The 25146-nt window shown below is 69.8% G+C and carries 16 protein-coding genes; 11 read left to right on the top strand and 5 right to left on the bottom strand.

The window, feature by feature from the left end; translation table 11 throughout:
* Positions 1–10: 10 nt before the first annotated feature.
* The gene (locus ACZ7OY_RS10585) at positions 11–3814 is read right to left on the bottom strand and encodes a GH92 family glycosyl hydrolase (RefSeq protein WP_471911039.1); all 3804 of its coding nucleotides are present in this window, start codon (positions 3812–3814) and stop codon (positions 11–13) included.
* A gap of 349 nt (positions 3815–4163) precedes the next feature.
* On the opposite strand from ACZ7OY_RS10585, the gene ngcE reads away from it, so the two are divergent.
* The 10 genes from ngcE to ACZ7OY_RS10535 all read left to right on the top strand — a co-directional run bounded on the left by ngcE (position 4164) and on the right by ACZ7OY_RS10535 (position 17899).
* Entirely contained in the window at positions 4164–5612 is a 1449-nt protein-coding gene (gene ngcE / locus ACZ7OY_RS10580; protein WP_351604492.1) for an N-acetylglucosamine/diacetylchitobiose ABC transporter substrate-binding protein, read from the top strand.
* Positions 5613–5685: 73 nt separating this feature from the next.
* On the top strand, positions 5686–6621 hold the full coding sequence (locus ACZ7OY_RS10575) for a carbohydrate ABC transporter permease (protein WP_351604494.1): 936 nt from the start codon (positions 5686–5688) through the stop codon (positions 6619–6621).
* 18 nt (positions 6622–6639) lie between these two features.
* Complete coding sequence (locus ACZ7OY_RS10570) at positions 6640–7563, top strand: carbohydrate ABC transporter permease (RefSeq protein WP_471911038.1); 924 nt, start codon at positions 6640–6642, stop codon at positions 7561–7563.
* 183 nt (positions 7564–7746) lie between these two features.
* Complete coding sequence (locus ACZ7OY_RS10565; protein ID WP_471911037.1) at positions 7747–8946, top strand: ROK family transcriptional regulator; 1200 nt, start codon at positions 7747–7749, stop codon at positions 8944–8946.
* Positions 8947–9067: 121 nt separating this feature from the next.
* Complete coding sequence (locus ACZ7OY_RS10560; protein WP_454394413.1) at positions 9068–10168, top strand: sugar ABC transporter substrate-binding protein; 1101 nt, start codon at positions 9068–9070, stop codon at positions 10166–10168.
* A gap of 247 nt (positions 10169–10415) precedes the next feature.
* Positions 10416–11207 carry an ATP-binding cassette domain-containing protein gene (locus tag ACZ7OY_RS10555; protein WP_152886235.1) on the top strand — a complete coding sequence of 264 codons (792 nt, stop codon included), beginning with the start codon at positions 10416–10418 and terminating at the stop codon, positions 11205–11207.
* A complete protein-coding gene (locus tag ACZ7OY_RS10550) occupies positions 11204–12526 on the top strand; it encodes a sugar ABC transporter permease (RefSeq protein WP_384725433.1) in 1323 nt (440 codons plus the stop codon). Before ACZ7OY_RS10555 ends, ACZ7OY_RS10550 begins: the two co-directional genes overlap by 4 nt.
* Before the next feature lie 243 nt (positions 12527–12769).
* Positions 12770–14689, top strand: coding sequence for a 1-deoxy-D-xylulose-5-phosphate synthase (gene dxs, locus ACZ7OY_RS10545; protein ID WP_471911036.1), 1920 nt, complete (start codon positions 12770–12772; stop codon positions 14687–14689).
* A gap of 176 nt (positions 14690–14865) precedes the next feature.
* Entirely contained in the window at positions 14866–16377 is a 1512-nt protein-coding gene (locus ACZ7OY_RS10540; protein WP_471911035.1) for an amino acid permease, read from the top strand.
* A gap of 73 nt (positions 16378–16450) precedes the next feature.
* Positions 16451–17899 (top strand): ArnT family glycosyltransferase, encoded by a 1449-nt coding sequence (locus tag ACZ7OY_RS10535; protein ID WP_471911034.1) that lies wholly within the window; start codon positions 16451–16453, stop codon positions 17897–17899.
* Positions 17900–17911: 12 nt separating this feature from the next.
* Here the strand turns inward: ACZ7OY_RS10535 and ACZ7OY_RS10530 are convergent, their stop codons facing one another.
* On the bottom strand, positions 17912–18289 hold the full coding sequence (locus tag ACZ7OY_RS10530; RefSeq protein ID WP_471911033.1) for a PIN domain-containing protein: 378 nt from the start codon (positions 18287–18289) through the stop codon (positions 17912–17914).
* Positions 18290–18361: 72 nt separating this feature from the next.
* Between ACZ7OY_RS10530 and ACZ7OY_RS10525 the strand changes: the two genes are divergently transcribed.
* On the top strand, positions 18362–19378 hold the full coding sequence (locus ACZ7OY_RS10525) for a DUF8189 domain-containing protein (protein ID WP_471911032.1): 1017 nt from the start codon (positions 18362–18364) through the stop codon (positions 19376–19378).
* 93 nt (positions 19379–19471) lie between these two features.
* On the opposite strand, the gene ACZ7OY_RS10520 is transcribed toward ACZ7OY_RS10525, so the two are convergent.
* From ACZ7OY_RS10520 to ACZ7OY_RS10510, 3 genes are all read right to left on the bottom strand, one after another.
* The gene (locus ACZ7OY_RS10520; protein ID WP_471911031.1) at positions 19472–21610 is read right to left on the bottom strand and encodes a 3-hydroxyacyl-CoA dehydrogenase NAD-binding domain-containing protein; all 2139 of its coding nucleotides are present in this window, start codon (positions 21608–21610) and stop codon (positions 19472–19474) included.
* Positions 21607–22824: a thiolase family protein gene (locus tag ACZ7OY_RS10515; RefSeq protein ID WP_471911030.1), complete on the bottom strand. Its 1218-nt coding sequence runs from the start codon at positions 22822–22824 to the stop codon at positions 21607–21609. Before ACZ7OY_RS10515 ends, ACZ7OY_RS10520 begins: the two co-directional genes overlap by 4 nt.
* A gap of 879 nt (positions 22825–23703) precedes the next feature.
* The gene (locus ACZ7OY_RS10510) at positions 23704–24993 is read right to left on the bottom strand and encodes an HRDC domain-containing protein (protein WP_471911029.1); all 1290 of its coding nucleotides are present in this window, start codon (positions 24991–24993) and stop codon (positions 23704–23706) included.
* Positions 24994–25146: the final 153 nt, after the last annotated feature.

Here is a 25146-nt window from a genome sequence, read left to right as displayed (position 1 = left end):
CGTCAGGCCGTCACGCCAGCAGTTCCACCTCCGCCAGCGTCGACTCGCCGTCCAGGACCAGCCGGTAGTGCGCGTACGAGCCCGGTGACCCGACCGAGAAGGCGCGGGTCTGCCGGTCCCAGGCGAACGCCTCGCCGGTGCGCCGGTCCAGGGTCTTCCAGGTGGTGCCGTCGGACGAGCCCTGAAGGGTCCAGCCCGTCGGGGCCTTCGCATGGTCGGCGGACGAGGTGAGGGTGTACTGGACGCCCTTGGTGCTCGCGCCGACGGGCAGGTCCACCGAGGTCACCGTCGCGTCGGTCGCCGAGGTGTTGTCGAACAGGGCGCCGCTGCCCCTCAGGACGTCCGCGCGCGGGGTGGGCACCTGGTCGTCCTGGGTGATCGACACGGGCCCCGCGTTCTTGCCGCTGCCCCAGGAGGACGGCTTCGGCCCCATGGCGAAGTCCAGTGTCCCGCCCTTGGCGAGCAGCGAGTGGGGGAGCGAAGTCGACGTCCAGGTACGGCCGTTCACCTTCAAGCCCTGAACGTAGACGTTCCGCGTGCTGTTCCTGGGCGCCTTGACGACCAGGTCCTTGCCGTTCTCCAGATGGACGGTCGCCTTGGTGAACAGCGGTGAGCCGACGGCGTATTCGCCGCTGCCCATCACCAGCGGGTAGAAGCCGAGCGCGGAGAACAGGTACCAGGCCGACTGCTCGCCGTTGTCCTCGTCGCCGTGGTAGCCCTGGCCGATCGAGCTGCCGGCGTAGAGCCGGGTGAGGACCTCGCGGACGTTCTTCTGCGTCTTCCAGGGCTGGCCCGCCGCGTCGTACATGTAGGTCACGTGGTGCGCCACCTGGTTGGAGTGCCCGTACATGCCCATCCGCACGTCGCGGGCCTCGGTCATCTCGTGGATGACACCGCCGTACGAGCCCACGACGTCCGACGAGGCGGTCTCGGGGGTGGCGAAGTAGGTGTCGAGCTTCTTCGCCAGGCCGTCGCGGCCGCCGTAGAGGTTGGCCAGGCCCCGGCTGTCCTGCGGGGCGGTGAAGGCGTAGCCCCAGCCGTTGGTCTCGGTGTAGTCGTAGCCCCAGACCCGCGGGTCGTACTGCGCCGACGCCAGACGCCAGTCGCCCTTGGCGTCCCGGCCCTGGAAGAACCCGGCCTGCGGGTCGAAGAGGTTCACGTAGTCCCGGGCGCGGTTGAGGAAGTAGGCGGACTCCTCCTGGTAACGCTTGTGGCCGGTCTTCTTGTAGAGGGCCTGTCCCATCTCGGCGATGCCGTAGTCGTTGAGGTAGCCCTCCAGCGCCCAGGACAGGCCCTCGTGGGTGTCGGTGCTGGTGTAGCCGAGGAAGGGGGAGGTCGCCATGCCCTTGCGGCCCACGCCCGAGGACGGCGGTACCACCGTCGCGTTCTTCACGGCGGCCTCGTACGCCGCCTTCGCGTCGAAGCCGACGCCCTTGACGTATGCGTCCGCGAACGCGACGTCGGAGGACGTGCCGGTCATCAGGTCCGCGTATCCGGGCGAGGACCAGCGCGAGGTCCAGCCGCCGTCCTTGTACTGCTGCACGAACCCGTCGACCATCTCCCCGGCCTGATGCGGTGTCAGCAGGGAGTAGGCGGGCCAGGTGGTGCGATAGGTGTCCCAGAAGCCGTTGTTGATGTACACCTTGCCGTCGACGATCTTCGCGCCGGTGTGCGTCGGGGTGTCGGCCGAGGGCATCGGCGAGAACGGCGAGGCGTACCGGTACTCGGAACCGACCTTCTCGAAACCGGAGTTGGGGTACAGGTACAGCCGGTACAGGCTTGAGTAGAGCGTGGTCAGCTGGTCCGGCGTGGCGCCCTGGACCTCGACCTTGCCGAGCAGCCTGTCCCACTGAGTGCGGGCCCGGTCGCGGACCGTGCCGAAGGAGGTGCCGTCGGGGATCTCCTGGCGCAGGTTGTCCTTGGCCTGGTCGAGGCCGATGAGGGAGGTGGCCAGGCGCAGCGTGACGGTGCGGTCGGCGCCCGCGTCGAACCGCAGATAGCCCTTGACCCCGCTGGACGAGCCCTCCTTGACCGGCTTGTCGAAGACGCCGTAGACGAACAGCCGGGTCGCGCCGGTCGACAGCCCGGACTTCACGTCCGAGTAGCCGCTGACGGTGCCGGTGGCCGGGTCGAGGGTGAGCCCCGCCTGCTCGGTGACGTTGTCGAAGAGGACGCTCGCGTCGTCGCCGGGGTAGGTGAAGCGCAGGACCGCCGCGTGGTCGGTCGGCGCCATCTCCGCCTTGAGCCCGTTCTCGAACCGCACTCCGTAGTAGTACGGCCGCGCGGTCTCGTTCTCGTGCCGGAAGGCCAGTTGGCGGGCCGTGCGGCCGGTGTCCGGGGTGCCGGCGGCGGCCGACGGCATCACCTGGAAGGTCTGCCGGTCGCCCATCCAGGGGCTCGGCTCGTGGCTCGCGCTGAACGCCTGGATCGTCGGGAGGTTGTCGGCGTTGTTCGCACGTGCGTAGTCGTAAAGCCAGCTGAGCGAGGACGCGTTGGTCACCGGCGTCCAGAAGTTGAAGCCGTGCGGCACGGCCGTCGCGGGGAAGGTGTTGCCGCGGGAGAAGGAGCCGCTGGAGTTGGTGCCGCGGGTGGTGAGCGCGTAGTCCGCCAGATGGGCCTTCGGCTTCTGCGGTGCCGCGGTGCGGATCTTCACGTCGTCGAGCCAGCCGCGGAACTTCGCCGGGCCGCCCGGGGAGTCGTACGCCACCAGGATCCGGTCGACGGTCTTTCCTGCCGCGACCGATCCGATCCGCGCGACGACGTCGTTCCACTGGTTGACGTAGAGCACCTTGGCGGCACCCTGCCCCTGGGGGGACAGCGCGAAGCCGTGCTGGTCGGTGGCGCCCAGATCGCTCAGATAGGTGCCGTCGGTGAAGGCCAGGTCCACGGAGACGTCGGTGGCGTCGTAGTCGCGGTCGCCGTCCGCCATGGACGGGAAGATCCGGTAGGCCAGCTCGGTGTCGCGGCCGACGGCCACGTTCACGTCGAAGAGCTTGTTGTACGAGTACGCCCGCCCCGCCGCGGTGTGCCGTCCGGCGTAGCGCAGGGCCCGCGTGCCGGTGTACCCGGCGCCCGCCTTGGCGGTGGGCGAGCCGCTCGGGCCCCGGTCCACCAGCGAGAGCATCGCGGGCGGGACGGGCCCGCTGCCGCCGCCGGTGGAGAACTGCACGTCGGCGAGCTGGAGGATGCCGGAGGCGCCGTTGTTGCGGGTGACCTCCAGCCGGAAGTGCCGGTAGCCGGCGGCCGGTTCGGCGAGATCGTAGGACTTCGTCTGGAACCGTTCGGCGAAGCTCTCGCCGGAGCGGGTGTCGAGGGTCGTCCACTGGGTGCCGTCGGCCGACCCCTTCAGGGTCCAGTCCCGCGGGTCGCGTTCGGCGTAGTCGTTGGCCGAGGTGAGGGCGTACGTCACGAGGGTCAGCGGCTTGTCGAGGTCGAACTCGACCCAGCCGGTCGGCTCGAAGGTCAGCCACTTGGTGCCCGGTTCACCGTCGACGAGGTTCTCCTTCACCTCGCCTGCGCCGGTGTTCTCGCCACTCGCCCGTAAGTCGGTGACGTGGTCGGTGGCGTTGCCCGGGATGCCGGTGCTGTAGCCGCCGTCGACGCCCGAGGCCCGGTCGCTGCCGTCGGCGGCCGTGTCGACGGTGCTGGACCAGTCCGGGGCCGGGTCGCCCGCCTCGAACGAGGAGCTGAACTCCCGGTCTGCCGCCGCGGTCGCGGGCTGCGCGACCGCGGCTCCCTGTGCACCCACCGCCATGACCAAGGCGGCTGTCAAGGCGACCGCCGTACCCCATCCGTGCCGAGTTCTGTGCCGCATCCGGGGATGCCCTCCCTGCTTTGGACAACGTTGTCAACTTTCAGGCGCAGGGACCAGTAGTGGTGCAAGTGGCCCTTGCTGTCAAGGGTGTTGGCTGGGGCATTCGGGGGCTGCGCAGCGGATTTTTCCGGCAAGGCGCGCACAGGCGGCTCATATTTCCGGGAGGTCTCAACTCGGAAAAGACCGATGACCAACGTTGCATTCGATCTTGCCCTGTTGGCGGGAAGTGGACTATACCTGTCGGCGATTCGAGGAACTGCACGTCCTGTACGACCCTGCTTGACCTGACCGCGGTGCCGGGAGGATCCGGTTCACCGCCTGAGTCCTGTAAGAAGGCGAGGACTTGAGCATGGGATCCACTTCCGCAGAGAACCACGGTTCCGAAGGTGTGGGCCGTCGCGCCCTGATTCAGCGGTCGGCCGCGCTCGGCCTGATCTCCGTACCGACGATGAGCTTCCTGTCCGCCTGCGCCAGCGGTGGCGGAAGCGACGATTCCGCCAAGGACGACACCAAGGGGAAGACCAGCAAGGACAATCCCTTCGGAGTGGAGAAGGGCAGCAAGCTCGACGTCGTCATCTTCAAGGGCGGCTACGGCGACGACTACGCCAAGGCGTGGGAGGCGACCTTCCAGAAGACGGCCGGCGTCACCTCGACGCACACCGGCACCCAGGAGATCAGCGGCAAGCTCCAGCCGCGCTTCAACGCGGGCAACCCGCCGGACATCGTCGACGACTCCGGCGCCCAGCAGATCAAGGTCGACGTCCTGTACAAGAACGACCAGCTGCTCGACCTCGCCGAGGTCCTGGACGCGCCCTCGGTCGACGACCCCTCCAAGAAGGTCCGCGACACCCTCATCCCCGGCACCACCGACCCGGGCCTGCAGGAGGGCAAGGTCGTAGCCCTCAACTACATCTACACGGTGTGGGGCCTGTGGTACTCCGGCAAGCTCTTCAAGGAGAAGGGCTGGACCGAGCCCAAGACCTGGGACGACTTCCTGGCCATCTGCAAGGACGCGAAGTCCCAGGGCATCGGCGGCCTCGCGCACCAGGGCAAGTACCCGTACTACATCAATGTCGCCATCATGGACATGATCGCCAAGAAGGGCGGTCTGGACGCCATGAAGGCGATCGACAACCTCGACCCGAAGGCGTTCGTCGGCTCCGACGCCGCACAGGCCGGCATCGAGGCGATCTACGAGATCGTCGAGAAGGGCTATCTGATGCCCGGCACGAACGGTCTGACCCACACCGAGTCGCAGACCCGCTGGAACCAGTACAAGGCCGCCTTCATCACCTGCGGTTCCTGGCTGGAGAACGAGCAGCTCAAGCAGACCCCGGACGACTTCGACATGAAGTTCATGCCGATGCCGCTGCTGCCCGGCAGCGCGATGCCGTTCGAGGCGATCCGGGCCGGCTCCGGAGAGCCGTTCATCATCCCCAAGAAGGCCAAGAACCTGCCCGCCGCCAAGGAGTTCATGCGGCGGATGCTGTCCAAGGAGTGGTCGACCTCGTTCGCCAAGGAGGCCAACTCGCTGACCATCCTCAAGGACGGCGTCGACTCCGCCGTCCAGCTGCGGCCGGGCACCCAGTCCACGGTCGAGGCGTCCAAGGCGGCCGGTGACAACACCTTCCGGTTCCTGTACACCGAGTGGTACAGCGAGATGGGCGCGTCCATCGAGGCGGCCTCCAACGAGCTCATGTCCAAGCGCATTCAGCCCAAGGAGTGGCTGAAGCGGGCGCAGGCGGCGGTCGACAAGGCGGCCAAGGACCCGGCGTCCAAGAAGAACCACCGCGACTGACCGCGCTCGACGAGGCGGACCCCGGGCCGGAATCCGCTCCGGCCCGGGGGAGGACACCAGGGGCAGGAACGCCATGCGCAAAGGGCAGTACAGGTTCGTCGCGGGATTTCTCCTCGTTCCCGTGGCGCTTTATCTGATCTTCGTCATCTGGCCGTACATCCAGACGTTCGGCTATTCGCTGACGAACTGGAAGGGACAGTCGCAGACCTTCGACTTCGTGGGCCTGGACAACTACAAGACCCTCTTCCAGGACGACGTCTTCCTGAAGGCCATCTGGCACAACATCCAGTTCCTGGTGTTCATCCCGGTGATCACCATTCTGCTGTCGCTCTTCTTCGCCTTCATGGTGAACGTGGGCGGACGCAGCCGTGCCGGCGGCGTCAGCGGGGTCGCCGGGTCGTCGTTCTACAAAATCGTCTACTTCTTCCCGCAGGTCCTGTCGCTCGCCATTCTCGCGGTCCTCTTCAACGCGGTGTACCGCAGCGACGGCGGCGGCATGCTCAACGGCCTGCTCATCAAACTGGGACTGGTCGATCCCGACAGCCCGGTGGAGTGGCTCAACGAGCCCGGCATCGTGCGCTGGGCGCTCATCCTGGTCGTCGTCTGGCACGGCGTCGGCTTCTACCTGGTGCTGTTCTCGGCCGCCATGCAGTCGATCCCGAGGGACGTCTACGAGGCCGCCCTCATCGACGGGGCCGGCCGCGCCCAGTCCTTCTTCCGCATCACGCTGCCGCTGCTGTGGGACACCGTCCAGACCGCCTGGGTGTACCTGGGCATCGTGGCCATGGACATGTTCGTCCTGGTCTCGTCGATGACCGCGAGCATGGGCGCCTACGGCGGCGGGCCCGACCACGAGAGCGACGTCATGTCGACCGTGATGATGCGCAACTTCCTCTACTTCGGCAAGAGCGGCTACGCCTGCGCGATGGGCGTGATCATGCTGCTCCTCACCCTGGTCCTGTCCGTGGTCACACTGCGCGCCACCCGCCGTGAGCGCATCGAGTTCTGAGCGGGAGAGACGACGACGATGAGCACCCCCATCAAGGAGACCACGCAGGTCCCCGCCCAGCGCTCCGCGGGCGGGGCCCCGCTCCGCGCCGACGGCCGGCCCCGCGAGGGCGTCGTGCTGAACGCCTTCTCGCACGGCTTCCTCGCCCTGTGGGCGCTGCTGATCGTGCTGCCGCTGGTGTGGCTGGTCCTCAGCTCCTTCAAGACCGACGCGCAGATCGGCGGCTCGGCCTTCGGCTGGCCGCAGCACTGGTCGCTGGACGTGTTCTCCCGGGCCTGGAAGACGGGTATCGGCGACTACCTCCTCAACACCGTCATCGTGCTGGCGTTCTCGGTGCCGCTGACGATGCTCTTCGGCTCGATGGCCGCGTACGTGCTGGCCCGTTACCGGTTCCCCGGCAACCGGTTCCTCTACTACTTCTTCGTGGCCGGCGCGATGTTCCCGGTGTTCCTGGCCCTGGTGCCGCTGTTCTTCATGGTCAAACGCCTGGACATGCTGAACACCTACCAGGGCCTGATCCTGGTCTACGTCGCCTACTCGCTGCCGTTCACGGTGTTCTTCATGCACGCCTTCTTCCGGACCCTGCCGACGGCCGTCTTCGAGGCGGCGATCCTCGACGGGGCCTCGCACACCCGGACGTTCTTCCAGGTCATGCTGCCGATGGCGAAGCCGGGTCTGATCAGCGTCGGAATCTTCAACACGCTGGGGCAGTGGAACCAGTTCATCCTGCCGACGGTCCTGATGCAGCCGCAGAGCGGCGACGATCCCGAGCGCTACGTGCTCACCCAGGGCCTGATCCAGCTTCAGCAGCAGATGGGCTACGCGACCGACCTGCCGGTCCTCTTCGCGGGCGTGACCATCGCGATGATCCCGATGCTGGTGGTCTATCTGTCCTTCCAGCGCCAGGTACAGGCGGGACTGACCTCGGCCACCCTGAAATAGCGCTCCGCAGCCGCCCGTGCGCACACCGTTCCCGTGGCCGGGAGCGGTGTGTCCTGCTGCACGCAGTACCCCCGAAATTGTTCAACCTCTTGACGGGAGGCAACCCGAACGGCTCAGCTTAGAGTTCACTAGTTGGACATAGACGGGGCCTCATCGCGGCGGTCCCGTGCGCAGGAGGTCGTCGTGGAGACTCCAGGGTCGCAGTCGTCGCTGCACCGAGCCAACCTGGAGCGGGTCGTCCGTGCCGTCCGGCTGGCGGGATCGCTCACCCAGGCGGAGATCGCGAGGACGACGGGCCTGTCGGCGGCGACGGTCTCCAATATCGTCCGTGAACTCAAGGACGGCGGGACCGTCGAGGTCACGCCCACCTCGGCGGGCGGCCGCCGGGCCCGCAGCGTCTCGCTGAGCGGCGCCGCCGGCATCGTCATCGGCGTCGATTTCGGGCATACCCACCTACGGGTCGCGGTGGGCAATCTGGCCCATCAGGTCCTGGCCGAGGAGTCCGAGCCGCTGGACGTCGACGCCTCCTCCGCCCAGGGCTTCGACCGGGCGGAAGAGCTGGTCAACCGCTTGATCGCGGCCACCGGCGTGGACCGTTCGAAGATCGCGGGCGTGGGTCTGGGCGTGCCCGGGCCGATCGACGTGGAGTCCGGCACCCTGGGCTCGACCGCGATCCTGCCGGGCTGGACCGGCAGCAGACCCGCCGAGGAGATGCGGGGGCGGCTCGGCGTGCCCGTCCACGTGGACAACGACGCCAATCTGGGCGCCCTCGGCGAGCTGGTCTGGGGCAGCGGCCGCGGGGTGCGAGACCTCGCCTACATCAAGGTCTCCAGCGGTGTCGGCGCGGGTCTGGTGATCGACGGGAAGATCTACCGGGGTCCCGGCGGGACCGCCGGAGAAATCGGACATATTACACTCGACGAATCAGGCCCTGTCTGCCGCTGCGGCAACCGGGGCTGCCTGGAGACCTTCACGGCCGCGCGCTATGTGCTGCCGCTGCTCCAGCCCAGTCACGGCATGGATCTGACCATGGAGGGTGTCGTGCGGCTGGCCAGGGACGGAGACCCGGGCTGTCGTCGCGTGATCGGCGACGTCGGCAGGCATATCGGCAGTGGTGTCGCAAATCTCTGCAACCTGCTCAACCCCAGCCGGGTGGTCCTCGGCGGTGATCTCGCCGAGGCCGGTGAGCTGGTCCTGGGGCCCATCAGGGAGTCCGTGGGGCGCTATGCCATCCCCAGTGCCGCCCGCCAACTGTCGGTGCTTACGGGGGCACTTGGGGGCCGTGCCGAGGTGCTCGGGGCGCTCGCTCTCGCACTCAATGAGATGGGTGATTCGACCCTTTTGGACGGGTCGCTGTCCGGCGCGGCACCCGCCTTCACTTAGAGAACGAAACACGCCGTTGCCAACCCGTTAAGTATTTACTTCTTGACGTCGAACCTGCGGCCGAGTTGACTCCAACCCACCTCGGCCGCAGCGTTGCGGCCCTGTCAGGGAGGCACCACCAATGAACAACACGATGCGTAGAGTCGTCATCGGTACCGCTGCCGTTTCCATGGCCCTTTCGGTGGCCGCTTGCGGCAAGGCCGGCGACAAGGACTCCGGCAGCAGCAGCTCCTCCTCGTCGGACAGCAAGACCATCGGTCTCCTGCTCCCCGACAGCGTCACCGCGCGCTACGAGAAGTTCGACAAGCCGCTGTTCGAGGCCAAGGTCAAGGAGCTGTGCTCGGACTGCAACGTCGAGTACGCGAACGCGGCCGGCGACGCTGCCAAGCAGGCGCAGCAGGTCAGCAGCATGATCACCAAGGGCGTCAAGGTCCTCGTGATCTCCGCTCAGGACTCGGCCGCCATCAAGTCCTCCATCCAGACCGCGGTGGACAAGGGCATCAAGGTCGTCGCGTACGACCGTCTCGCCCAGGGCCCGGTCTCGGCCTACGTGTCCTTCGACAACCAGAAGGTCGGCGAGCTCCAGGGTGAGGCGCTGCTCACCGCCCTCGGCTCCAAGGCCACCCCGAAGTCGAAGATCGTCATGATCAACGGCGACGACGCCGACCCGAACGCCGGTCAGTTCAAGGCGGGTGCCCACAAGGCCCTCGACGGCAAGGTCGACATCGCGTACGAGCAGTCCGGTCTGTGGAAGGACACGGTCGCCGCTCAGAAGGTGTCCGCCGCCATCACCCAGCTCGGTGCCAAGAACATCGCGGGCGTCTACTCCGCCAACGACGGCATGGCCGGTGGTATCGCCAACACCCTCAAGGGCGCGAAGATCAGCGGCATCCCGCTGACGGGCCAGGACGCCGAGCTCGCGGGCATCCAGCGCATCGTCGCCGGCACCCAGTCCTCCACGGTCTACAAGGCCTTCAAGCCGGAGGCGGACGCCGCCGCCCAGCTCGCGGTCAACCTGCTCCAGGGCAAGGACATCAAGTCCCTGGCCACCCAGGAGCTCACCAGCGGCTCCGGCGACAAGGTGCCCTCGCAGCTGCTGACCCCGGTCTCGGTCACCAAGGCCAACATCAAGGACACGGTGGTCAAGGACGGTCTGTACTCCGTCGCCGACATCTGCACCGCGGACTTCGCCGCGGCCTGCAAGGCGGCCGGCCTTCAGTAAGCAGTTCGTCTCGGGCGACTACCCGCATCACGGGTAGCCGCCCGAGTCACGACCGCCCGGCGGTCCCGCGAACCTGTCCGACGCCTGCCCCACCTTCACACCCCGCTGCGGGGCGGGCGTCGGATGGAACCGTTGCGAAGCGCGACGGATTCGCGCATGTTCATCTTGTAAACCTTGTGCTTTTCGCACATCCCTCCGCGCCTGTTTGATCGAGCGCGGCATCCCCGCCGGTCAGGCGGCGAAGGAGATGGTTCACGTGTCCGCTACGCCCGTGCTGGCGTTGCGCGGAGTCTCCAAGCGGTTCGGTGCGGTTCAGGCCCTCACCGACGTCGAGCTGGAGGTCCACGCCGGAGAAGTGGTCGCCCTGGTGGGCGACAACGGCGCCGGAAAGTCCACCCTGGTCAAGACGATCGCGGGTGTCCACCCCATCGATGAGGGCGTCATCGAGTGGGAGGGCAAGGCGGTCAGCATCAACAAGCCGCACGACGCCTCGGGACTCGGCGTCGCGACGGTCTACCAGGACCTCGCCCTGTGCGACAACCTCGACGTGGTGGGCAACCTCTACCTCGGTCGCGAACTGAAGCACCGTGGTGCGATCGACGAGGTCACCATGGAGCAGAAGGCGCGCGAGCTGCTGAGCACGCTCTCCATCCGCATCCCGAGCGTGCGCATCCCGATCGCGAGCCTCTCCGGTGGTCAGCGCCAGGTCGTGGCCATCGCCCGCGCCCTCATCGGTGACCCCAAGGTCGTCATCCTCGACGAGCCGACCGCCGCCCTCGGCGTCGAGCAGACCGCGCAGGTCCTCGACCTGGTCGAGCGGCTGCGCGAGCGCAACCTCGGCGTCATCCTCATCAGCCACAACATGGCCGATGTGAAGGCCGTCGCGGACACCGTCGCCGTCCTGCGCCTGGGCAAGAACAACGGCTCCTTCTCCGTGAAGGACACCAGCCACGAAGAGATCATCGCCGCGATCACCGGAGCCACGGACAACGCCGTGACCCGTCGTGCGGGGCGTCGCAGCGCGGAGGCCGCAAAGTGAGCGACACGTCCAAGGTTTCCAAGGCGGAGGCCGAGGTGGAGCACCAGAACACGGTCGCTCCCGCCGATGACCCCACCGCCGCGCCGGTCGCCGTCGTCGACCCGCGTCTGCTGGTCCGCGAAGAGGGCCTCAAGGGCTACGTCACCGAGTTCAAGCGCAAGATCAAGGGTGGCGAGCTCGGCTCGCTGCCGGTCTTCGTCGGCCTGATCGTCATCTGGACGATCTTCCAGACGCAGAACGACCGGTTCCTGAGCGCCGACAACCTCTCGAACATCAGCTACTTCCTCTCGGCCACCGGCATGCTCGCCATCGGCCTGGTGTTCGTCCTGCTGCTCGGTGAGATCGACCTCTCCGTCGGCTCGGTCAGCGGCCTGGCGTCCACGGTCTTCGCGGTGTTCGTGGTCAACCACAGCATGAACCCCTGGCTGGCCCTGGTCCTGACCATCGCCACCGGTGCCGCCATCGGTGCCCTCCAGGGCTGGTTCTTCGCCCGGATCGGCGTGCCCGCCTTCGTCGTGACGCTGGCCGGCTTCCTGGGCTGGAGCGGTCTGATGCTGTGGCTGCTCGGTTCGAGCGGCACCATCAACATCCCGGCCGAGGAAGGCCCGGTGCACCTGCTCGGCCAGAGCTCCTTCTTCATGGACCAGGCCATCATCGGCGCCTACGTGCTGGCCGGCCTCGCCGTCCTGTCGATGCTCGTCGGTTCCTTCATGGAGCAGCGCCGCCGCAAGGCCGCCAACGTGCCGTTCCGTCCCACCAGCGAGATCCTGCTGCGCGTCGGCGCGCTCGCCGTGGCCGCCTTCGCCGCCGCTGCCGTGCTGAACAACGCCTCCGGTGTCTCCAACGCCCTGGTGATCTTCCTCGCCTCCCTGGTGATCGTCGACTTCGTGCTGCGCCGCACCACGTACGGCCGCAAGATCTTCGCGGTCGGCGGTGGCATCGAGGCGGCCCGCCGGGCCGGCATCAGCGTCCCGATGGTCCGCATCACCGTCTTCGCCATCTCCGGTTCCTTCGCGGCCATCGGCGGTATGTTCTTCGCCGGCCAGACCGCGAGCGCCACGCTCAACGCCGGTGGCGGCAACACCCTGATGCTCGCCATCGCGGCGGCCGTCATCGGTGGTACCAGCCTCTTCGGCGGTCGCGGAAACGTCTGGTCGGCCCTCCTGGGCATGCTGGTCATCCAGTCGATCCAGACGGGTCTGGACCTGCTCAACATGAACACCTCCATCCAGTACATGATCACTGGTGCGGTGCTCCTGGGCGCGGTCGTCATCGACTCCGTCTCCCGCAAGAGCCAGAAGGCCGCGGGTCGCGCGTAACACCGCACCGGGGCCGCCGCGGAATCCCGCGGCGGCCCCCGCGGAAGATCCTGTGCCCGGCACCAACGGCGGTGCCGGGCACAGGTATGTCACAAACCTGCATGTCATGAGCCGGGCCGTCGTGGGTACGGCCGTCCGTGTGACCCACGACGAAGGGCCCGGGCGTCACGCGCCGGGGCGGAACATTAGACTCGACGAGCCCGGCAACAGCTCGATCAGCTTTTTAAGTGCAAGGAGGCACGGGTGCCGCTGCTGACCCGCATCAGGGGACCGCGCGATCTGGACCGGCTCAGCCTGGAGGAGCTGGACCAGCTGGCAGAGGAGATCCGGACCTTCCTCGTCGACGCCGTGTCCAAGACAGGCGGCCACCTCGGCCCCAACCTCGGCGTGGTCGAGCTCACCATCGCCCTGCACCGCGTCTTCGAGTCCCCGAAGGACAAGGTCCTGTGGGACACGGGCCACCAGTCCTATGTGCACAAGCTGCTCACCGGACGCCAGGACTTCTCGAAGCTGAAGATGAAGGGCGGCCTGTCCGGATACCCCTCGCAGGCCGAGTCCGAGCACGACGTCATCGAGAACAGCCACGCCTCCACGGTGCTCGGCTGGGCCGACGGCCTCGCCAAGGCCAACGAGCTGCGCAAGCGCGACAGCCACGTGGTCGCCGTGATCGGTGACGGCGCGCTGACCGGCGGCATGGCCTGGGAGGCGCTCAACAACATCGCCGACGCCAAGGACCGCCCGCTGGTCATCGTCGTCAACGACAACGAGCGCTCGTACGCGCCCACCATCGGCGGCCTCGCCAACCACCTCGCCACGCTGCGCACCACCGACGGCTACGAGCGCTTCCTGGCCCGCGGCAAGGACCTCCTGGAGCGCACCCCCGTCGTGGGCAAGCCGCTCTACGAAACCCTGCACGGCGCGAAGAAGGGCCTGAAGGACTTCATCGCCCCGCAGGGCATGTTCGAGGACCTGGGCCTGAAGTACGTGGGCCCGATCGACGGCCACGACATCGAGGCCCTGGAGTCCGCGCTGGCCCGCGCCAAGCGCTTCGGCGGCCCCGTCATCGTGCACTGCCTCACCGAGAAGGGCCGCGGCTACCAGCCCGCCCTCCAGGACGAGGCCGACCGCTTCCACGCCGTCGGCAAGATCCACCCCGACACCGGCCTGCCGATCGCCTCCTCCGGCGCCGACTGGACCTCCGTCTTCGGCGACGAGATGGTCGAGCTCGGCAAGGAGCGCGAGGACATCGTCGCCATCACGGCGGCCATGCTCCAGCCGGTCGGCCTGGACAAGTTCGCCAAGGCCTTCCCCGAGCGCGTCTACGACGTCGGCATCGCCGAGCAGCACGCCGCCGTCTCGGCCGCGGGCCTGGCCGCCGGCGGTGTGCACCCGGTCTTCGCCGTGTACGCCACCTTCCTCAACCGTGCCTTCGACCAGGTGCTGATGGACGTGGCGCTGCACAAGTGCGGAGTCACCTTCGTCCTGGACCGGGCCGGGGTCACCGGCACCGACGGCGCCTCCCACAACGGCATGTGGGACATGTCGATCCTCCAGGTCGTCCCCGGCCTCAGGCTGGCCGCGCCGCGCGACGCCGACCAGGTCCGCGCCCAGCTGCGCGAGGCCGTCGCCGTCGAGGACGCGCCCACCGTGGTCCGCTTCTCGAAGGGCGCCGTCGGCCCCGCCGTACCGGCCGTCGGCCGGGTCGGGGGCATGGACGTGCTGCGCGAGCCGGGCACCCGCACCCCCGACGTGCTCCTGGTCTCCGTCGGCGCGCTGGCGCCGATGTGCCTGGAGATCGCCGAACTGCTGGAGAAGCAGGGCATCACCACCACCGTCGTCGACCCGCGCTGGGTCAAGCCCGTCGACGAGGCCCTGGCCCCGCTCGCCGAGCGGCACAGCGTGGTCGTCACCGTCGAGGACAACTCCCGCGTCGGCGGTGTCGGCTCCGCGGTCGCGCAGGCCCTGCGGGACGCGGGCGTCGACATCCCGCTGCGCGACTTCGGCATCCCGCCGCGCTTCCTCGACCACGCCTCCCGCGCCGAGGTCATGGCGGAGATCGGGCTCACCGCGCCCGACATCGCCCGCCAGGTCACCGGCCTGGTCTCGAAGCTGGACGGACGCTTCGACCGGCCGACCGCCGCGATCGAGCCCGCGCGCGACTGACGGCCGGACAGGCCCCAGGCGCGCCGAGCGCAACACCGACACGGCCGGACGGGCCGGTTTCACCATCGAGAAGGGTGGTGGAACCGGCCCGTCCGCGTGAAAGCTCCTGCGTCGGGGCACACGGACTAGGCCCCCTCTCGATCATGTCGAGGACGACAAAGCGTGGGAGGTCCGCCGTGAGCAGCACCCTCTTCCGGACGAAGAAGGTCGAGCAGTCCATCCTCGATACCGAGGAGCCCGAGCACGCGCTCAGGAAATCCCTGTCCGCGCTGGACCTGACCGTCTTCGGCGTCGGCGTCATCATCGGCACCGGCATCTTCGTCCTGACCGGCAAGGTCGCCAAGGAGAACGCGGGCCCCGCGGTCGCCCTGGCCTTCGTCGTGGCCGGCATCGTCTGCGCCCTGGCCGCCCTGTGCTACGCCGAGTTCGCCTCCACCGTCCCGGTGGCCGGATCGGCGTACACCTTCTCGTACGCCTCCCTCGGCGAGCTGCCCGCCTGGATCATCGGCTGGGACCTGGTGCTGGAGTTCGCGCTCGGCACCGCGGTGGTCGCCGTCGGCTGGTCCGGCTACATCCGCTCGCTGATGGACAACGCCGGCTGGCATCTGCCCGCGGAGCTCGGCAGCCGGGAAGGGGCGCACGGGTTCGGCTTCGACATCCTCGCCGCCGTGCTGGTCCTGGTGCTGACCGGGATCCTCGTGCTCGGCATGAAGCTCTCCGCGCGCGTCACCGAGGTCGTCGTCGCCATCAAGGTCACCGTGGTCCTCGTCGTCATCGTCGCCGGCGCCTTCTTCATCAAGAGCGTCAACTACCACCCGTTCATCCCCAAGGCGGAGCCGGTCCCGGCGGGCGGCGGCCTCTCGGCCCCGCTGATCCAGCTGATGGCCGGCTGGGCCCCCTCCAACTTCGGCGTGCTGGGCATCTTCACCGCCGCGTCCGTGGTCTTCTTCGCCTTCATCGGCTTCGACGTGGTCGCCACCGCCGCCGAGGAGACCAAGAACCCCCAGCGGGACATGCCCCGCGGCATCCTCGGCTCCCTGCTCATCTGCACCGTCCTCTACGTCGCCGTCTCGATCGTCGTCACCGGCATGCAGCACTACAGCAAGCTGTCCGTGGACGCCCCGCTCGCGGACGCGTTCAAGGCCACCGGGCACCCCTGGTTCGCGGGCATGATCAGCTTCGGCGCCGCCGTCGGCCTGATCACGGTCTGCATGATCCTGCTCCTGGGCCAGACCCGGGTGTTCTTCGCGATGAGCCGCGACGGACTGCTGCCCCGCTTCTTCTCCCAGGTCCACCCCCGCTACAAGACCCCGCACCGGCCGACCATCCTGCTCGGCGTGATCATCGCGATCCTGGCGGGCTTCACCAGTCTGAGCGAACTCGCCGAGCTGGTGAACATCGGCACGCTCTTCGCCTTCGTGGTCGTCGCCCTCGGCGTGATCATCCTGCGCCGCACCCGCCCCGACCTGCACCGCGCCTTCCGCACTCCCTGGGTGCCCTTCCTGCCCGTCGTCTCGGTACTCGCCACGCTCTGGCTGATGCTGAACCTCCCCGCCGAGACCTGGATCCGGTTCGCGGTGTGGATGGTGATCGGCTTCGTCGTCTACTTCCTGTACGGCCGTTCGCACAGCCGTCTCGGCCGCCACGAGGAGATCACGGCCGACCAGATCCTCAAGCACGAGGAGTGACGGAGCCATCCGGCAACCCGGCCTCGTATGTCCCGCTTAGGCGGGAGATGCGAGGCCGGATAGCGTGCTCCCCATGTCTGCCGCTCCGCTCGTCACACCACGTTCCGTAGTCACAGCCGAAGCGGCGGTGTCGTACTGGAGGCGCCTGTTACCCCTGCTCGCGGTGCTGGCCTGCGTCACCCGGGTGCCGTCCTTCGTCCCACCGCTGTGGAACCCGGACGAGGGCTATCTCGCGGTGCAGGCCCGCCTCCTGGCTCACGGCGGACAGCTCTACCAGACGGTCGTGGACCGCAAGCCGCCGCTGGTGCCGTGGCTCTACCAGGGGGCGTTCGCCCTGTGCGGCTCGCACTCCCTCACCTGTGTCCGGGTGCTCGCCGTGCTGGCCCAGCTGCTCACCGCCGCGACCCTCGCCTCGCTCGCCCGGCGCCGCTGGGGCGACCGCGCCGGCCGCACCGCAGGCGTGCTCTACCTGCTGGTCTCCGTCGGACTCAACCCCGAGGACGCCCAAGCGGCGGGTTTCGAGGTGTTCATACTGCCCTTTACGGCAGCCGCGATGTGGTGCGCCGACCGGCGCCGCTGGGCGGCCGCCGGGGCCGCCGTGGCCTGCGCCTTCCTCGCCAAACAGACCGGCGGCGTGGTACTGCTGCCGGTGCTGTGGCTCTGCGGCACCGCACGGCCGGCCCTGCTGCGGCTGGCCACCGGGGCGGCGCTGCCGGTGCTGGGCGCCGCCCTGCTGACCGACCCGGCGGGCTTCGTCTTCTGGACCGTCACCGGCTCCGCCGCCTACGCCACGTTCACCGGCTCCGAACTGCACGTCCTGGGACGGGGACTGGTCAACACCGCCATCCTCGCGGCCGCCTGCGCGGGCCTGCTCCCGCCCGTCGTACGGGCCCTGCGCAGCGCGCGCACGGGCGCGGCCGACCTCTGGCTGTGGCTGGCCGCGTCGGCGGGAGCGGTACTGCTGGGCTTCCACTTCTTCGGCCACTACTACCTCCAGCTGATCCCGCCCCTCGCGCTGCTGGCCACCCGTGGGCTCCAGCACCTGCCCCGGGACCGGGTCACGGCCGCCGTGCTGACCTCGTCCTGCTGCTGCGCCCTGTTCCTGGCCTGGGGGCTGCTCGCCCCGCGCCCCGAACTCGCCCACGCCCGGCGTCTCGCCGCCGCCGTCGCCCACCGCACCGGTCCCACCGACCGGGTCCTGCTGTGGGGCATGCACCCGGAGACGTACTGGCTCGCCGACCGCACTCCCGCCAGCCGCTACCTGACGGCCGGTCTGCTCACCAACTTCAGCGGCGGCCGGGACGGACCCCAGGTCGGCGAGAAGTACGCGGTCCCCGGCACCTGGCCGGTCTTCCGCGCGGAACTGGCCGACCGCCCGCCGTCGCTGATCGTCGACGACTCCCGCGGCTGCCCGTACGGCCCGGACCGCATCCCGGGGCTGCGCCATCTGCTGGCGGCCGGGTACGAGGAGGCGGGGCGGGTGGACGGGGCGGTGCTGTACCGGCGGTCGTCGGGGCAGTGAGCGGGCCCGCCGTCACCCCCGTACCGCCCGCGGCCCCGTCACCTCCGCGCCCAACTCCGTCACCCGGCGCCGGAGTTCACGATCGGCGGTGACGACCAGGCAGGGGCGGCCGACGGCGGCGGCGACGACCTCGACGAGGTGGTCGTCGCCGCTGCCGGGCGCGGACTCCACCCGTACCCCCGGCACGGACTCCACCCCACGGGCCGCGCCCTCCACCACCAGGACGATCTCGACCGGACCGTCGTACCCCGGCAGTCCGTGCACCGCCAGCCGGTCGCGCAGCCGCTGCGCGGCGCCGTGCCGGTCGCGCCACCATCCGTCGGGCACCGACCCCACGACGTTCGCCGCGTCGACGATCACGAGCAGAGTACGGGCGTCCTGGTCGCTCATACGCCCCAGCCTCGCACGGCGGATCACCCCCAAGACGACCACGGCCTGCGGCCGCGGCATTAAGGTGATCCGGTGAACGGCGACTGGTTCATACGCGGCCGCGACGGCCTGCTCACTGTCTACCTGCTCTCGGGCGACGCGGTCCTGTGCCGTGCCGAGCGCGTTCCCGGCGGCGCCTGGACGGCGTCCCGCAGAATAGGCGGTGAGCAGAGACTGCACCCCGTCCTCGGGACCGGACAGGGCGTCGACGGCTATGCCCATCTGGTCTCCTGGCGGCCCACCGCGCCCGGCGAGTCCGGCCTGGTGCACTCCACCCACTTCCAGCCCCGGCTCGCCGCCCTCGACTGGACGTCGATCGGGCACCCCGACAAGAAGGGCGACCGCACCGGCACCCCCACGGTCGCGGTGGACGCCCAGGGACGCGCCCACGTCTTCGTCCGCAACGCGGCCGGCGGGATGAGCATGCGCGCCCAGAAGGAGGCGGGCGGCTGGGAGCCCTGGCGCGACCTGAAGGGGCACGACATCCAGGGGGAACCGGCCGCGGTGACGGGCGAGTCGGGCCGCGTCGAACTGTACGCGGCGGTGCCGGGAGCCCTGTTGCACTGGCGGCAGGAGGAGGAGGGCGCCACGCCGGTCCTGGAGGAGGCGATGGAGGCCACGGCCCGCCCGGGCACGCTGCGCGCGCTGGCCACCTCGCCGGAGAGCACCACCCTGCTCTTCACCGACGACTCCGGCGAACTGCGCGCCTGGCGCCCCGGTGGCGAGCCCGTCACCGTGCTGACCGCCGCCGGCCCGGGCCGGGTCTCCGCGATCCGCTGCGAACTGGACGGCCACGACTGCACGTTGCTGGCCCAGCGCGCCGACTCGGGCCGGATCGCGTTCGCCGCCTACCCGACCGAACAGGAGACGGCCGGGGCCTGGTGGACCGAGTCGGGCACACAACTGCCCGAGGACGCGGAGGTGAGCCTCACCGTGGACCGGGACGGCCGGGTGGCCGCGGCCGCCCTCTCCCCGTCGACCGGCGAACTGCGCCTCACCCGCCGCAAGACCGAACCGGGCCTGGCACTGGAGGCGTGGCGCACGGTCTGAGCGAGGTGACACGCAGACCGCCCCCGCCGCTGTGGAAGCGGAGGGGGCGGTCTGTGGTGTGGCACCGGTGTCAGGACCGGTGCACGGTGGACGTCACGCCGGAACCGAAGCCACCCCGGGCTCCAGGAACGGCTTGCCGTTCACCCGCTGCGAGACACCCTCACGGTCCAGGTACGGCGTGATGCCGCCCAGGTGGAAGGGCCAGCCGGCGCCCGTGATCAGGCACAGGTCGATGTCCTGGGCCTCGGCCACGACACCCTCGTCGAGCATGAGCCCGATCTCCTGGGCGACCGCGTCGAGGACCCGGGCGCGCACCTGCTCCTCGGTCAGGACGACATCGCCCTGCTTGAGGAGCGCGGCGACCTCGGGGTCCAGCTCCGGCTTGAAGCCGTTCTCGGCGGAGTAGACGTAGAAGCCGCGCTTGCCCGCCTTGACGACCGCCGCGAGGTTCGGGGAGACCGTGAAGCGGTCCGGGAAGGCCCGGTTGAGGGTCTCCGAGACGTGCAGACCGATCGCGGGACCGACCAGCTCCAGCAGGACCAGCGGGGACATCGGCAGGCCCAGGGGCTCGACCGCCTTCTCCGCGACCTCGACGGAGGTGCCCTCGTCGATGACGTTCTGGATCTCGCCCATGAAGCGGGTGAGGATGCGGTTGACGACGAACGCCGGGGCGTCCTTCACCAGGACCGCGGTCTTCTTCAGCTTCTTGGCCACCGCGAACGCGGTCGCCAGCGACGCGTCGTCGGTCTGCTCGCCGCGGACGATCTCCAGCAGCGGCAGGATCGCGACCGGGTTGAAGAAGTGGAAGCCGACGACCCGCTCGGGGTTCTTCAGCTTCGAGGCCATCTCGGTGACCGAGAGGGACGAGGTGTTGGTGGCGAGGATCGCGTGCGCCGGGGCGACCGCCTCGACCTCCGCGAACACCTGCTGCTTGACCCCGATCTCCTCGAACACGGCCTCGATGATGAAGTCCGCGTCCGCGAAGCCCTCGGCCTTGTCCAGGACACCGGAGACCAGCGCCTTGAGGCGGTTGGCCTTGTCCTGGTTGATCCGGCCCTTGCCGAGCAGCTTGTCGATCTCGGCGTGGACGTAGCCCACACCCTTGTCGACGCGCTCCTGGTCGATGTCCGTGAGGACGACCGGGACCTCCAGGCGGCGCAGGAACAGCAGCGCCAGCTGAGAGGCCATCAGGCCCGCGCCGACCACGCCGACCTTGGTGACCGGGCGCGCCAGGTTCTTGTCCGGGGCACCGGCCGGGCGCTTGCCGCGCTTCTGCACCAGGTTGAACGCGTAGATGCCGGACCGCAGTTCGCCACCCATGATCAGGTCGGCGAGCGCCAGGTCCTCGGCGTCGTAGCCCTGCTGGAGGTCGCCGTTCTTGGCGGCGGCGATGATGTCCAGCGCGCGGTAGGCGGCCGGGGCCGCGCCGTGCACCTTGCCGTCGGCGACGGCCCGGCCGCGGGCGACGGCCTGGTCCCAGGCCTCACCGCGGTCGATCGCCGGACGCTCGACCGCGATGTCGCCCTTGAGGACGTTCGCCGTCCAGATCAGCGACTGCTCCAGGAAGTCCGCACCCTCGAAGAGGGCGTCGGCGATGCCGAGGTCGAAGACCTGCTGCCCCTTGAGCTGCTTGTTCTGGTTGAGCGAGTTCTCGATGATCACCGAGACGGCCTTGTCCGCGCCGATCAGGTTCGGCAGGATCGTGCAGCCGCCCCAGCCGGGGACCAGGCCGAGGAAGACCTCGGGCAGCGAGAACGCCGGCAGGGCCTTGGAGACCGTGCGGTAGCTGCAGTGCAGGCCGACCTCGACGCCGCCGCCCATCGCCGCGCCGTTGTAGTACGCGAAGGTCGGGACCGCGAGACCCGCGAGGCGCTTGAAGACCTCGTGGCCGCCCTTGCCGATGGCGAGCGCGTCCTTGTGCTCCTTGAGGAGCTCGACGCCCTTGAGGTCGGCGCCGACCGCGAAGATGAACGGCTTGCCGGTGATGCCGACGCCGACGATCGTGCCGGCCGCGGCCTCCGCCTCGACCTGGTCGATCGCGGCGTTGAGGTTCGCCAGCGACGCCGGGCCGAAGGTGGTCGGCTTGGTGTGGTCGAAGCCGTTGTCCAGCGTGACGAGCGCGAAGCGCCCGGCGCCGTACGGCAGGTCGAGGTGGCGTACGTGCGCCGACGTCACGACCTCGTCCGGGAACAGCTCGGCCGCACCCTTCAGAAGCTCAGCGGTGGTGCTCACTTGTCCCCCTCGAAGTGCGGGTTCTCCCAGATGACCGTCGCGCCCATGCCGAAGCCGACGCACATGGTGGTCAGGCCGTAGCGGACGTGCGGCTGCTCCTCGAACTGGCGGGCCAGCTGCGTCATCAGACGCACACCCGACGAGGCGAGCGGGTGGCCGTAGGCGATCGCGCCGCCGTACTGGTTGACGCGCGCGTCGTCGTCGGCGATGCCGTAGTGCTCCAGGAAGGCGAGGACCTGGACGGCGAACGCCTCGTTGATCTCGAAGAGGTTGATGTCCTCGATCGACAGGCCGGCCTGGGCCAGGGCCTTCTCGGTGGCCGGGATCGGGCCGTAGCCCATCACCTCGGGCTCGACGCCCGCGAAGGCGTAGGAGACCAGGCGCATCTTGACCGGCAGGTCGTGCTCACGGGCGAAGTCCTCGGAGGCGAGGATCGAGGCGGTGGCACCGTCGTTCAGACCGGCCGCGTTGCCCGCCGTGACCCGGCCGTGCACCCGGAACGGGGTCTTCAGGCCGGCCAGGCTCTCCAGGGTCGTGCCCGGGCGCATCGGCTCGTCGGCGGTGACCAGGCCCCAGCCCGTCTCACCGGCTTCCGCGTTGGTGCGGCGGACCGAGATCGGCACCAGGTCCTGCTGGATCTTGCCGTCGGCGTACGCCTTGGCGGCCTTCTCCTGCGAGCGCACGGCGTATTCGTCGGCGCGCTGCTTGGTGATGGTGGGGTAGCGGTCGTGCAGGTTCTCCGCGGTCATGCCCATGAACAGGGCGGACTCGTCGACCAGCTTCTCGCTGACGAACCGCGGGTTGGGGTCGACGCCCTCACCCATGGGGTGACGACCCATGTGCTCGACACCACCGGCGATCACGGCGTCGTACGCGCCGAAGGCGATGGAGCCCGCGGCGGTGGTGACGGCGGTCAGCGCGCCCGCGCACATGCGGTCGATGGAGTAGCCGGGGACCGACTGGGGGAGACCGGCGAGGATGCCGGCCGTACGGCCCAGCGTCAGACCCTGGTCGCCGATCTGCGTGGTCGCGGCGATGGCGACCTCGTCGATCTTCTTGGGGTCGAGGCCCGGGTTGCGGCGCAGCAGCTCCCGGATCGCCTTCACGACGAGGTCGTCGGCGCGGGTCTCGTGGTAGATGCCCTTCGGGCCCGCCTTGCCGAACGGGGTGCGGACGCCGTCGACGAAGACGACGTCCCTGACGGTACGAGGCACGATGGCTCTCCTCCAGATGCGGGATGGCACTGCAGCGCGGCACACGCGCTGAGCGCGCGCTCACCTCCCCATGCTACTTACGAGTAACCATGCTGCCCAGTCCCGGGGGCTGGAGCGGCGAAGGTCACATTCCCCCGCGCGCCGGAGCCGCTTCCGCGAGGGCGCCGAAGTTACGTCGCCGGGTGCGCCGGGGCTGCGTGTGCGCGTGCCGAAGCCGCTTGCCGGTGGTGCGGGGTGCGCCGGGGTTGCCTTGCCGGGCGTGGTCACGCTCGGTGCGCACGCGCCGCGCGCCGGCGCGCGCCCTCGTCCGCCCGCCGTCGGTCGCTCCGGTGCCGCCCGGCAGGGGCGAGCCGTCGGCTGTCCATGCCGGATCTTGGCGTGATCTCGACGTACGTACGCCCCTGCTGCGGTTCCGCCGCCCCTCCGAGGTACACCGGGAGACACGGGGCGGGGCAGGGGTGGGGTGGGGCGGGGTGGAGTGCGGGCGCGGGCCGCCCGCGTCCCGGGGGGCCCTGGACGTTCGTCGGGGACGCGGCGACCCGTGGCGCCCCGCGGCGGTCCGTCAGTCCCCGATGGTCCGCGTGGGGATCCGCCGGGGGCCTTGGTGTGGTCCGTGGCGTTCCGTCCGGGGCCCCGGCAGTCCGTGTGGGGGTCTGCCGGGAGCCTCAATGTGGGCCGCGAGGTCCGTCCGGGTCCCCCGATGGTCCGTGTGGGGGTCCATCACAGTCCCCGATGGACCGTGGGGGTCCGCCGGGGCCTCGGTGTGGGCCGTGGAGCCGACAGGGTCCCCGGTGGTCCGGGTGTGTGGCGGGTGGTGCCGGGCCCTCGGGGGCCGGGCGGTGCCGGGCCCTCGGGGGGCCCGGCGGGCCGCAGAGCTGCTCAGGCGCCCTGGACGGACAGGGCCTCGGCCAGCGCCGGGGCCACCAGTTCCACCTGCCAGGGGCGGGCGCCGTACCCGGCCAGCGCGGCCGCGGTGGATTCGACGTCCGTGCTCTTCGGCGGCTCCCAGCAGACCCGGCGCACGGTGTCCGGTGTGATCAGGTTCTCCTGGGGCATGTCGATCCGCTCGGCCAGCGCCGACACCGCGGCCCGCGCGGCCGACAGCCTGGCCGCCGCGGCCGGGTCCTTGTCCGCCCACGCACGCGGCGGGGGCGGGCCGGTCACCTGCTGTCCCGGCTGCGGCAGCTGCGCGTCGGGAAGCGCCCTGGCGCGGTCGACGGCGGCCTGCCACTGGTCCAGCTGCCGGCGCCCCATGCGATGCCCGAACCCGGTCAGCGCGGCGAGGGCGTGCACCTGGGACGGCACCGCGAGGGCGGCCTCGACGATGGCCGCGTCGCTGAGCACCTTGCCCGGCGAGACGTCCCGGCGCTGAGCGATCCGGTCGCGGGTCTCCCAGAGCTCGCGCACCACCGCGAGCTGGCGCCGCCGGCGGACCTTGTGCATGCCGGACGTACGCCGCCAGGGGTCCTTGCGGGGCTCCGGCGGCGGAGCCGAGGCGATCGCGTCGAACTCCTGCCGGGCCCACTCCAGCTTGCCCTGCCGGTCCAGCTCCTTCTCCAGCGCGTCGCGCAGGTCGACGAGGAGCTCCACGTCCAGGGCCGCGTAGCGCAGCCAGGGCTCGGGCAGCGGCCGGGTCGACCAGTCGACCGCGGAGTGGCCCTTCTCCAGGACGAAGCCGAGCACGCTCTCGACCATGGCGCCCAGGCCCACCCGGGGGAACCCGGCGAGCCGTCCGGCCAGCTCGGTGTCGAACAGCCGGCTGGGAACCATGCCTATCTCGCGCAGACAGGGCAGGTCCTGGGTGGCCGCGTGCAGCACCCACTCCACACCGGACAGCGCCTCGCCCAGCGCGGAGAGGTCCGGGCAGGCCACGGGGTCGATCAGGGCGGAGCCCGCGCCGGCGCGGCGCAGCTGGACCAGGTAGGCGCGCTGGCCGTAGCGGTAGCCGGACGCGCGTTCGGCGTCCACGGCCACCGGGCCGGTCCCGGCGGCGAAGGCGGCGATCACCTCGGCGAGGGCGGCCTCGTCGGTGATCACCGGCGGAATGCCCTCGCGCGGTTCGAGCAGGGGGACGGGCGCCCCGGTCGCAGAAGATCCGCCGTCGTCCGGAGGGGCGCCTCCGGTGGTTCGCAGTGACGTGGCTGCTGCGGTCTCTTGGGCGTCGGTCACATGTCAAGGGTATCCGTGTCTTGACAGCGCCCGCCGACGGAACGTTCCGTCGGCGGGCGCCCGGGGGGTGTAAACCGGTCACGTATCACACGTGTCAGTGAAAGCGGTCAGTGGGCAATGGGGTGAACCTCAGGGCGTTGGCCCGGTCGGGAG

It is taken from the genome of Streptomyces sp. NPDC107559, from assembly GCF_055657365.1.
Note: the sequence above shows the minus strand (reverse complement) of the source record. Positions and strands in the feature narration are given on the sequence as shown.

Bases quoted from the DNA above. Each gene is read 5' to 3' on its own strand.
- ACZ7OY_RS10585 (WP_471911039.1), bottom strand. From the start codon at position 3,814: ATGCGGCACAGAACTCGGCACGGATGGGGTACGGCGGTCGCCTTGACA.
- ngcE (WP_351604492.1), top strand. From the start codon at position 4,164: ATGGGATCCACTTCCGCAGAGAACCACGGTTCCGAAGGTGTGGGCCGT.
- ACZ7OY_RS10570 (WP_471911038.1), top strand. From the start codon at position 6,640: ATGAGCACCCCCATCAAGGAGACCACGCAGGTCCCCGCCCAGCGCTCC.
- ACZ7OY_RS10560 (WP_454394413.1), top strand. From the start codon at position 9,068: ATGAACAACACGATGCGTAGAGTCGTCATCGGTACCGCTGCCGTTTCC.
- ACZ7OY_RS10530 (WP_471911033.1), bottom strand. From the start codon at position 18,289: ATGAGCGACCAGGACGCCCGTACTCTGCTCGTGATCGTCGACGCGGCG.
- ACZ7OY_RS10535 (WP_471911034.1), top strand. From the start codon at position 16,451: ATGTCTGCCGCTCCGCTCGTCACACCACGTTCCGTAGTCACAGCCGAA.
- ACZ7OY_RS10575 (WP_351604494.1), top strand. From the start codon at position 5,686: ATGCGCAAAGGGCAGTACAGGTTCGTCGCGGGATTTCTCCTCGTTCCC.
- ACZ7OY_RS10555 (WP_152886235.1), top strand. From the start codon at position 10,416: ATGGTTCACGTGTCCGCTACGCCCGTGCTGGCGTTGCGCGGAGTCTCC.